General features: G+C 70.5%; 6 protein-coding genes. 1 reads left to right on the top strand and 5 read right to left on the bottom strand.

What is annotated here, in order from left to right; translation table 11 throughout:
- The coding region (locus tag ACHBTE_RS33895; RefSeq protein WP_394729254.1) for a maltotransferase domain-containing protein at window positions 1-728 on the bottom strand (728 nt) is incomplete at its 3' end.
- Window positions 729-967: 239 nt separating this feature from the next.
- Complete coding sequence (locus tag ACHBTE_RS33890; RefSeq protein ID WP_394729252.1) at window positions 968-2,170, bottom strand: S8 family peptidase; 1,203 nt, start codon at window positions 2,168-2,170, stop codon at window positions 968-970.
- Window positions 2,171-2,522: 352 nt separating this feature from the next.
- On the opposite strand from ACHBTE_RS33890, the gene ACHBTE_RS33885 reads away from it, so the two are divergent.
- Window positions 2,523-5,141: a glycosyltransferase family 1 protein gene (locus tag ACHBTE_RS33885; protein ID WP_394729250.1), complete on the top strand. Its 2,619-nt coding sequence runs from the start codon at window positions 2,523-2,525 to the stop codon at window positions 5,139-5,141.
- Window positions 5,142-5,311: 170 nt separating this feature from the next.
- Here ACHBTE_RS33885 and ACHBTE_RS33880 read toward each other — a convergent pair whose 3' ends face one another.
- The 3 genes from ACHBTE_RS33880 to ACHBTE_RS33870 all read right to left on the bottom strand — a co-directional run bounded on the left by ACHBTE_RS33880 (window position 5,312) and on the right by ACHBTE_RS33870 (window position 9,822).
- Complete coding sequence (locus tag ACHBTE_RS33880) at window positions 5,312-5,830, bottom strand: DUF1990 family protein (protein ID WP_394729248.1); 519 nt, start codon at window positions 5,828-5,830, stop codon at window positions 5,312-5,314.
- Between the two features lie 69 nt (window positions 5,831-5,899).
- Complete coding sequence (locus ACHBTE_RS33875) at window positions 5,900-7,564, bottom strand: M4 family metallopeptidase (RefSeq protein ID WP_394729246.1); 1,665 nt, start codon at window positions 7,562-7,564, stop codon at window positions 5,900-5,902.
- Between the two features lie 212 nt (window positions 7,565-7,776).
- Window positions 7,777-9,822 (bottom strand): M4 family metallopeptidase, encoded by a 2,046-nt coding sequence (locus ACHBTE_RS33870; protein ID WP_394729244.1) that lies wholly within the window; start codon window positions 9,820-9,822, stop codon window positions 7,777-7,779.
- Between the last annotated feature and the right edge of the window lie 137 nt (window positions 9,823-9,959).

Below are 9,959 nucleotides of genomic sequence, written 5' to 3'. Positions count from 1 at the left end.
CAGGAGCCGTACAGGGCGCGTTCGCGTTCCACCAGCAGCGGCAGCGGATCCGACGACGTCACCAGATCCCGCAACGGATACCGGCCCAGCACCCCCTCCACCTCCGGCGTCAGCGCCGCCGCAAGCCGCCACGCGGCCGGCCGGTCCTCGTCCCGCAGCGCCTCGACGGCCTTGAGAATCACCTCCCTTCGGCCCTCGCCCTCCGGTACTTCGGTGGCCGCGCGCTCGTACAGCCGTGCGCCCTCCTCCAGGACCAGCTCGGTGTCCATCCCGGCCGGGATCTTGATCTCCGCATGATGCCGCCAGGTCGCGACCGGATCGCCCCAGCCCTCCACCCGGTAGGTCCAGCGGCCGGGTTCGCCGGCGGTGACGGTGGCGCCCCAGCGGTCGGTGCCCGGGGCCAGTTCCCGCATCGGGGTCCAGGGACCCGCACGGCCGTCCGGGTCGGTCAGTACGACATTGGCGGCCACGGCGTCATGGCCCTCGCGGAACACAATGGCCGAAACCTCGAAGGACTCTCCGGTGACGGCCTTGGCCGGCCTGCGGCCCTGCTGGACCATCGGCCGCACATCGAGCACGGGTATACGCCCGACGCCGTCGGCCCTGTCGCGCGCGAAGGGTCGCTCCGCGGCAGGCGGTGGTCCGGGGTCGGCGGGGACGGCACGGGGGACGGGGGGTGCGTCGGACTTGCGCGTCGGGGGTGACGACTGGTGGTGCTTGGCGGGCATGACCGCTCCTGTCCGCGTCAACGTTGATGGGCGGAGTGCTGTGGGGAGGTGGGTCCTGCTGGGTGCTTCCACGAGTGCGCCCGGGGGCGCACGGGTGGGGTGTACCGGAGGAGCCTTCCCACCCTGTTCGGGTACGCAATCCGGCACTTTGTTAACTACTCACGCGTATGTCTACACACAAGACCGGCCCCGTTCGGGAAGAACGGGACCGGTGATGGCATCTCGTCGACAACTGGCCGTCAATTGCCCGGTACTTGAAGCAGTTTGTCCGGCGATCCGACCCCCCGTCCGGACACCTTCCCGGCTGCCGCCCCGGCCGTCAGCGCCTTGGCCACCCGTGCGGGCCGGGCCCGGGGACGGTCGGCCAGATACAGCGCCGCCGCGCCCGCCACATGCGGTGACGCCATCGACGTACCCGAATAGGTCGCCTTGCCGGAGTCAGTTGCGTACGACGCCGAGGTGATGGAGACGCCGGGGGCGAACAGGTCCAGGGACGAACCGAAGTTGGAGAAGCCGGCCCGCGCGTCGCCGCGGCCGGTGGCGCCGACGGTCACGGCCTCCTTCACCCCGGCGGGGGAGAACAGGCCGGCCGGCAGCCCGTCGTTGCCCGCCGCGACCGTGTAGGTGACGCCGGACGCGATGGAGGTGCGGACGGCCGCGTCCAGCTGTTCGCTGCGGGGGCCGCCGAGGCTGACGTTGGCGACCGCCGGCTTCCTCGCGTGCCTGGTCACCCAGTCGATCCCCGCGATGACCTGGGCCGTGCTGCCGCCACCGGCGTCGTCGAGCACCCGTACGGAGACCACCTCGGCCTTCTTCGCGACGCCGTACCGTCCGCCCGCGACCGTGCCGGCGACATGGGTGCCGTGGCCGTTGCCGTCGCTCGCGGTCCGGTCGTCGTCCACGAAGTCCCAGCCGTGACTCGCCCGGCCCCCGAAGTCCTTGTGCGAGATGCGGATGCCGGTGTCGATCACGTACACGGTCACGCCGGCGCCCGCGGATCGCGGCCAGGTGTAGCGCTTGTCCAGCGGGCGGTTCGGCTGGTCGACGCGGTCGAGCCCCCAGGACGGCGGGTTGCGCTGCGTGCGGTCCAGGGTCACCCGGGTGTCCTGCACGACGGAGGCGACCCGGGGGTCGGCGGCGAGGAGCCTGGCCTGTCTCTCGTCGGCGCGGATGGCGTAGCCGTTGAGGACGGTGCCGTAAGTATGGCTTATTTTCACCCCGTATTTCTCGGCCAGGCTCTTTCCGGCCGCCGACGGAGCCTTCGTCCCTCCCTCGAGTGTCACCACGTAACTGCCGCTGACGGAGCCGGGACCTCCGGCGCCGCGTATCTGCCCCTCCGGTGCGGCGTGCGCGGGCAGCGTGGTGGCCGAGAGCGCGGCGACACAGGTCACCGCGGCCAGCCCACCCGCCCGGCGCAGACGCCGCGTTCGCGTCCGTGCCATGGTGGTGCGTTCCCCTCCTCGACTCGGCGCAACGACGACCCCGCGAACGCCGGGTGCGCCGGCCGGGCCGGTGCGCCATCAGTCAGCCTCCCGCGCCCCGCGAAGTCGCCACAAGAACGCCCATGGGGGTGGAACCGGCCATATCTGGCAAGGGGTTTCTGTAAAGGTTGCGGCGGCTTTCGGACGGAGGCGAGCGATATCGGCCGTCCGGCGTGGGCGGACGACGCGGATCAGGCCAAACGGGAGACTGGGAGCAGAGCTCCCAGCAAAGGTGACACAAGCGCCGGTACCGTCATGAACCACGACGACGCACACTGTCGTGCGTCATCCAGCGAAGCGCCGAGGTGGAACCGTGAAGGCGATCCGTCGATTCACCGTCCGTCCTGTCCTCCCCGAACCCCTCCGGCCCCTCAGCGATCTGGCGCGCAATCTGCGCTGGTCCTGGCACGCGGAGACCCGCGATCTGTTCCGGTCCGTCGACCCCGAGCGCTGGGCCGCCTCGGGCAACGACCCCGTAAGGCTGCTGGGGAGTGTGCCGCCGGGGCGGCTCGCCGAGCTGGCCGAGGACCGCCCCTTCCGGGACCGGCTGGCCGCCGTCGCCGGCGACCTGGGCGATTACGTCACCGGCGAGCGCTGGTACCAGACCCACTCCGCCGAACTCCCCGCCGCCATCGCCTACTTCTCCCCCGAGTTCGGCATCACGGCCGCCCTCCCGCAGTACTCCGGCGGCCTCGGCATCCTCGCCGGCGACCACCTCAAGGCGGCCAGCGACCTCGGCGTCCCTCTCATCGGGGTCGGGCTGCTGTACCGGCACGGCTACTTCCGGCAGACCCTGTCCCGGGACGGCTGGCAGCAGGAGCACTATCCGGTCCTGGACCCCAACGAACTGCCGCTCGCGCTCCTGAAGGAAACCGACGGCACCCCCGCCCAGGTGCTGCTCGCACTGCCCGGCGGCAGGTCACTGCACGCCCGGATCTGGCTGGCCCAGGTCGGCCGGGTGCCGCTGCTGCTGCTCGACTCCGACGTCGAGGAGAACGACCTCGGCGAACGCGGTGTGACCGACCGGCTCTACGGCGGCGGCAGCGAGCACCGGCTGCTCCAGGAGATGCTGCTGGGCATAGGAGGTGTGCGGGCGGTCCGGACGTACTGTCGTCTGACCGGCCACCCCGGCCCCGAGGTGTTCCACACCAACGAGGGCCACGCCGGCTTCCTCGGCCTGGAACGCATCGCCGAACTCTGCGCCGAGGGGCTGGACTTCGACCCCGCCCTGGAGGCCGTCCGCGCCGGCACCGTCTTCACCACCCATACCCCCGTCCCGGCCGGCATCGACCGCTTCGACCGCGAGCTGGTCGCCCACCACTTCGGCCCCGCCGCCGAACTGCCGACGATCGACGTCGAGCGCATCCTCCGGCTCGGCATGGAGACCTACCCCGGCGGCGAACCCAACCTCTTCAACATGGCCGTGATGGGCCTGCGCCTGGCCCAGCGGGCGAACGGCGTGTCGCTGCTGCACGGCAACGTCAGCCGCGAGATGTTCTCGGGCCTGTGGCCGGGATTCGACCCCGACGAGGTCCCGATCACCTCCGTCACCAACGGCGTCCACGCCCCGACCTGGGTCGCTCCCGAAGTCTTCCGCCTCGGCACCCGCCAGATCGGCGTGCAGCGCACCGAGGATGCGATGACCGTCGGCGGCTCGGACCGCTGGGACTCCGTCGGGGACATCCCCGACCAGGACATCTGGGAGCTGCGCCGGGGTCTGCGCGAGCAGCTGGTGCTGGAGGTGCGGGACCGGCTGCGCGCGTCCTGGCGGCAACGCGGCGCGGGGACGGCGGAGCTGGGCTGGATCGACGACGTCCTCGACCCGGACGTCCTGACGATCGGATTCGCGCGCCGCGTTCCGTCGTACAAACGCCTCACCCTCATGCTCCGCGACCGTGACCGGCTGATGGACCTGCTGCTGCACCCCGAGCGGCCGATCCAGATCGTGGTGGCGGGCAAGGCGCACCCGGCGGACGACGGCGGCAAACGCCTGGTCCAGGAACTGGTGCGGTTCGCGGACGACCCGCGGGTGCGCCACCGCATCGTCTTCCTCCCCGACTACGGCATGGCGATGGCGCAGAAGCTGTACCCCGGCTGCGACATCTGGCTGAACAACCCGCTCCGGCCGCTGGAGGCGTGCGGCACCTCGGGCATGAAGGCGGCCCTGAACGGCTGCCTCAACCTCTCCGTCCTGGACGGCTGGTGGGACGAGTGGTTCCAGCCGGACTTCGGCTGGGCCATCCCCACGGCGGACGGCACCGGCACCGACCCGGACCACCGGGACGCCGTGGAGGCCGCGGCGCTCTACGACCTCCTGGAGCAGCGCATCACGCCCCGCTTCTACGAACGGGGCCAGGACGGCCTGCCCGACCGCTGGATCGAGATGGTCCGCCAGACCCTGACACTCCTCGGCCCCAAGGTCCTGGCCGGCCGCATGGTCCGCGAGTACGTGGAGCGCCTCTACACGCCGGCCGCCCACGCCCACCGCGCGATGACCCCGGACACGGCGCGCGAACTCGCCGACTGGAAGGAGCGGGTGCGCTCCGCCTGGCACGGCGTCACGGTCGACCACGTGGAGACGACGTCGGCCACCCCGACCGCGGAACTCGGCTCCACGCTCAGCCTCCGCGTGCGGGTGGGCCTCGGCGACCTCGCCCCCGACGACGTGGAGGTCCAGGCGGTCTCGGGCCGCGTCGACGCCGAGGACCGCATCGCGGACGCGGCGACGGTCCCGCTGAAACCGGTCGGCAGCCCCGACGTCGAGGGCCGCTGGCTCTACGAGGGCCCCCTCGCCCTGGACCGCACAGGCCCCTACGGCTACACCATCCGCATCCTCCCGTCCCACCGCCTCCTGGCCTCGAACGCAGAGCTGGGACTGGTGGCAGTGCCCTCGGAGGGGGCGGGGGAGGGGGCGGGGGTGTTGATGCGGTAATTACCCCGCCGCTCTGAGGAAACTGCGCGTGACCAGTGGCAGGGGAGAGAAACCTTGCCACTGGCGCGTTGTGGCACGGCTATGAATGGGAGCGTGTTTCTTACGCTCGAGAGAGCGATTGAGGGCGCTATGAAGACCGGCAATCCGCGACTTCGCGTCTGACCGGACTTTCAGCCCGCCTCCCGCTCCGCACACAACCGCCGCAACACCAACCCGCACCGCCGCGCATAAGCATGCTGCACCCCCCGAGTAGCCGGCCCCCCGGCCCGGGTGTACCACTTTGCGCCTCGGCTGAAGGCGTTGACCGTCAGCCATACCGTGCCGTCTCCCGTGCGGTCCACGATGAAGGACTCCTCGCCGCATTCGGGATGGCCGGCAAGGGTGCCGTAGGCCCAGCCGGTGCGGCGGGGTTCCTCGATCGTCCAGACCACGCGGCAGGGGGCCTCGATGAGGCCCGCCAGGGTGACCGTGACGTCGACGTCGGGGGCCGCGCGGTCGGACGTGGCGGTTATGCCGACACCCATCGCGCGGTGCATCTCCCAGGTCATGACCGCATCGGCCGCTCTGCGGAAGACGTCCTCGCCCTCGCCTATGCGGGTGCGCACGTGCAGGGGGTGGAAGCCGGGTGGGCAGAAGCCGTTCTCCCGGGTCGCGCCTACGTCGTCGTACGTGAAGGGCCCCAAAGACATGGGTCACAAGAGTAGGGCGGCACCCGGGGGTGACTTCCTCCCGGGTGCCGCCCTGTGACCGGATGTGCGTCAGGCGACGTTGACCGCCGACCAGGCCGCCGCCACCGTCTTGTACTCCGTCCCGGTGGAGCCGTACAGGGCGGACGCCGCCTTCAGGGTCGCCGTGCGGGCGGCCTTGTAGTCGGTCGTCGACGTCATGTACTCGGTCAGGGCCTTGTACCAGATCGCGGCGGCCTTGGCGCGGCCGATGCCGGTGACCGTCGAGCCGTTGGAGGTGGGGGAGTCGTAGCGGACCCCGTTGATCGTCTTGGCGCCGCTGCCCTCCGACAGGAGGTAGAAGAAGTGGTTCGCGGGGCCGGAGGAGTGGTGGACGTCCATGCCGCCGAGCGAGGACGACCAGTTGTCGGCCGAGGAGCCGTCCTTGCTGGGCTTGTCCATGTAGCGCAGCGGTGTGCCGTCGCCGTTGATGTCGATCTTCTCGCCGACGAGGTAGTCGCCGGGGTCCTTGGAGTTGTTCGCGTAGAACTCGACCGCCGTGCCGAATATGTCGGAGGTAGCCTCGTTCAGGCCGCCCGACTCACCGCTGTAGACGAGGCCGGCGGTGTTGGAGGTGACGCCGTGGGTCATCTCGTGACCGGCCACGTCCAGGGAGGTGAGGGGGTTGGTGTTGCCCTCGCCGTCGCCGTACGTCATGCAGAAGCAGCTGTCGTCCCAGAACGCGTTGACGTACGCGTTGCCGTAGTGGACGCGCGAGTAGGCGGCCTTGCCGTCGTTCTTGATGCCGCTGCGGCCGAAGGTCTTCTTGTAGAAGTCCCAGGTCTCCTGCGCGCCGTAGGCCGCGTCGACGGCGGCGGTCTGGTCGGTGGCGGAGCTGGAGGCGGTGCCGGTGCCCCAGGCGTCGTCGGCGTCGGTGAAGAGCGTGCCGGCGGAGGAGCTGGTGCCGCGGGCCTTGTTGTACGTCTTGTGGCCGCCGCGCGTGGTGTCGTGGAGCTGGTACTTCGAGCCCGACTTGGTCGTGCCGAGGGTGACCGGGCCCGAGTACAGGCTCTTGCCGCTGCCGGTCTCGATGCCCTGGTACTCGTAGAGCTTCTTGCCGGTGGCCGCGTCGGTGACGACGTGCAGTTCGTTCGGGGTGCCGTCGTCCTGGAGGCCGCCGACGACCGTCTCGTAGGCGAGGGTCGGCTTGCCGTTCGCGGCCCAGATCACCTTGCGGGGCGCCTTGTCCGGCTCGGCCTTCTCCGAGCCGGCCGCCTTGGCCAGCCGCACGGCCTGGCCCTGGGCCTTGTCCGCCGCGATGGCCGGCTTGAGCGAGGCGACCTCGATGGTGGCCTTCGTCGCCTTGGTGACGCCCTTGTTCGCGCCGGACGCGGACTCGTGGACGACTAGGTCGCCGCCGAGGACGGGTAGGCCTGCGTAGGTGCGCTCATAGCGCGTGTGGACCGAGCCGTCGGCGTCCTTGACGACGTCCTTGACGACCAGCTTCTCCTGGGGGCCGAGGCCGATCGCGTCGGCGGTCCGGGCGGCCTCGGCCTGCTGGTCCTTGATGAGGGCGGTACGGGCCGTGGGGGCGAGCGCGACCGGGGCGGCGAGGGGGGTCGCCGTTCTGTCGCTCTTCGCCGGGGCCTCGGCGGCGGAACTACCGGCGGTCAGACCGGTGGTGAGCAGGGCTCCGGCCGCCACCGCGGTGGCTATGGCCGAAGTGGTGCGCCTACGACGCGCGTAGAGGGGGGTCACACGAGCTCCTTTGTGGGGGAAGTGCAGTGGTGCTTGTGCGGCAGGTGCAAGGAGAGTGACACCTGGGACGCGTACATGTCAGGAGGGTGCCGGTGATGTTGGTCAAAACTTGACCGACCCGGTGAGCGGGCCGGACACATGAACGGGCGTCGTCCCGGCGGGAGTTGAACCCGCCGAGACGACGCCCTGTCAGAGGTGGACCGTCAGCCGGCCTACGGGAAGGTGAGCTTCCAGCTGTTGATGTAGCCGGTGTCGATGGCCGCGTTGTCCTGCACCCGCAGCTTCCAGACGCCGTTGGCGACCTCGGAGGAGGCGTTCACCGTGTACGTCGTCTTGATGTCGTTCGAGCTTCCGCCGGTGCCGTAGCCCTTCAGCGTGTACGCCGTGCCGTCGGGGGCGAGGAGATCCACCTTGAGGTCACCGATGTAGGTGTGGACGATGTCCACGGCGACCTGGAGGTTGGCCGGCGCGTTGCCCGTCCGGCCCGAGACGGTGATCGACGAGGTGACCGCCGCGCCCCGGTCCGGGATCGACACGTCGGCGGTGTTCTCGAAGGACGTGCCGCCCCCGCCGCCGTCGGACCGCGTGCCCACGTTGACGCCCGCCCAGGCGTCCTGCACCGCCTTGTACTCGGCGCTCGTGGTGCCGTACAGCTCACCGGTCGCCGCGAGGGTGCCGGTGCGGGCGGCGGCGTAGTTGGTGTTCGAGGTGAACTTGGTGGTCAGCGCGCGGAACCAGATCTTCTCCGCCTTGTCGCGGCCGATGCCGGTGACCGGAAGGCCGTCCGAGGTGGGCGAGTTGTAGGTGACACCGTTGATGACCTTGGTGCCGCTGCCCTCGCTCAGCAGGTAGAAGAAGTGGTTCGCCGGGCCGGACGAGTAGTGCACGTCGATCGAGCCGATGCCCGAGTACCAGGCGTCCTTGGACGCGCCGTCCTTGCTCGGCTTGTCCATGTAACGCAGCGGCGTGCCGTCGCCGTTGATGTCGATCTTCTCGCCGACGAGGTAGTCGCCGGGGTCGTTGGCGTTGTTGCCGTAGAACTCGACGGTCGCGGCGAAGATGTCGGAGGTGGCCTCGTTCAGGCCGCCCGACTCGCCGCTGTAGATGAGGCCGGCGGTGTTGGAGGTGACGCCGTGGGTCATCTCGTGGGCGGCGACGTCGATCGACGTCAGCGGGTGGGTGTTGCCCGAGCCGTCGCCGTACGTCATGCAGAAGCAGCTGTCGGACCAGAACGCGTTGACGTAGTTGTTGCCGTAGTGGACGCGGGAGTAGGCGCCGACGCCGTCGCCCCGGATGCCCGAACGGCCGTGCACGTTCTTGTAGTAGTCCCACGTCAGCGCCGCACCGTAGTGCGCGTCCGCGCCCGCCGTCTCCGCGTTGGACGGGTTGCCGTTGCCCCACACGTCGTCGGGGCCCGAGAACAGCGTGCCCGTGCCGGAGGTGCCGCGGTTGAGGTTGTACGTCTTGTGGTTGCCGCGCGCTCCGTCGGTGAGGTTGTACGTCGACCCCGACTGCGTGGTGCCCAGCGTCACCGTGCCGCTGTACATCGTGTTGCCGGTGCCGTTCTCGATGCCCTGGTACTCGTAGAGCTTCGCGCCGGTGGCCGCGTCGGTGACGACGTGCAGCTCGTTCGGGGTGCCGTCCGCCTGGAGGCCGCCGACGACCGTCTCGTAGGCGAGGGTCGGCTTGCCGCTCGCCGCCCAGATCACCTTGCGGGGCGCCTTGTCGACGTCGAGGCTCTTGACCTTGTCCGCCTTGGCCGCGGCCAGTGCCTGCGACTTCGCCTCGGCCGCGGGTACGGCGGCCTTGGTGGTGGCCGGCTTGATGGCGGCGCGGGTCGCCTTGACGACGTCCTTGGTCGCACCGGACTTGGTGGTCTCGACGACCAGGTCGCCGCCGAGGACGGGCAGACCGTCGTAGGTGCGCTCGTAGCGGGTGTGGACCGTGCCGTTGCCGTCCTTGACGACGTCACGGACGACCAGCTTCTCCTTGGCGCCCAGGCCCAGGTCCTCGGCGGTGTCCGCCTTGGTGGCGTTGGCCTCGCGGATCAGCTCGGCGCGCTGGGCGGGGGAGAGCTTGACGGACTCGGCGCCCGGCAGGACCTTGCCCGCGGCCGACGGTGCCTTCTCGGGGGCCGCGGTGGCGGCGCCCGTCTGGACGGCGGCGGCGATCAGGGCGGACACGCCGACGAGGGCCACCGCGGCGGCCCGGCGGTGCGTCCTGTGGGGGGTGCGTCTGTGGGAGGAACTCTCTCTCAACACTGACTCCTTCTGCGCGGCCACGGATCACGCGGCCAGGGGAGACCGGTCGGCGGGTGGGCCGTCCGGGCAGTGCAGGTGGTACGCAGAACGACGTGCGCGTGCGGAGTTCGGCCGCGTGCACCGTCGTGTGACGG

The sequence above is a fragment of the Streptomyces sp. M41 genome (genome assembly GCF_043673425.1).
GTDB lineage: Bacteria > Actinomycetota > Actinomycetes > Streptomycetales > Streptomycetaceae > Streptomyces.
The sequence above is the reverse complement of the archived record's forward strand: the minus strand, read 5'-3'. Positions and strand labels throughout refer to the sequence as shown.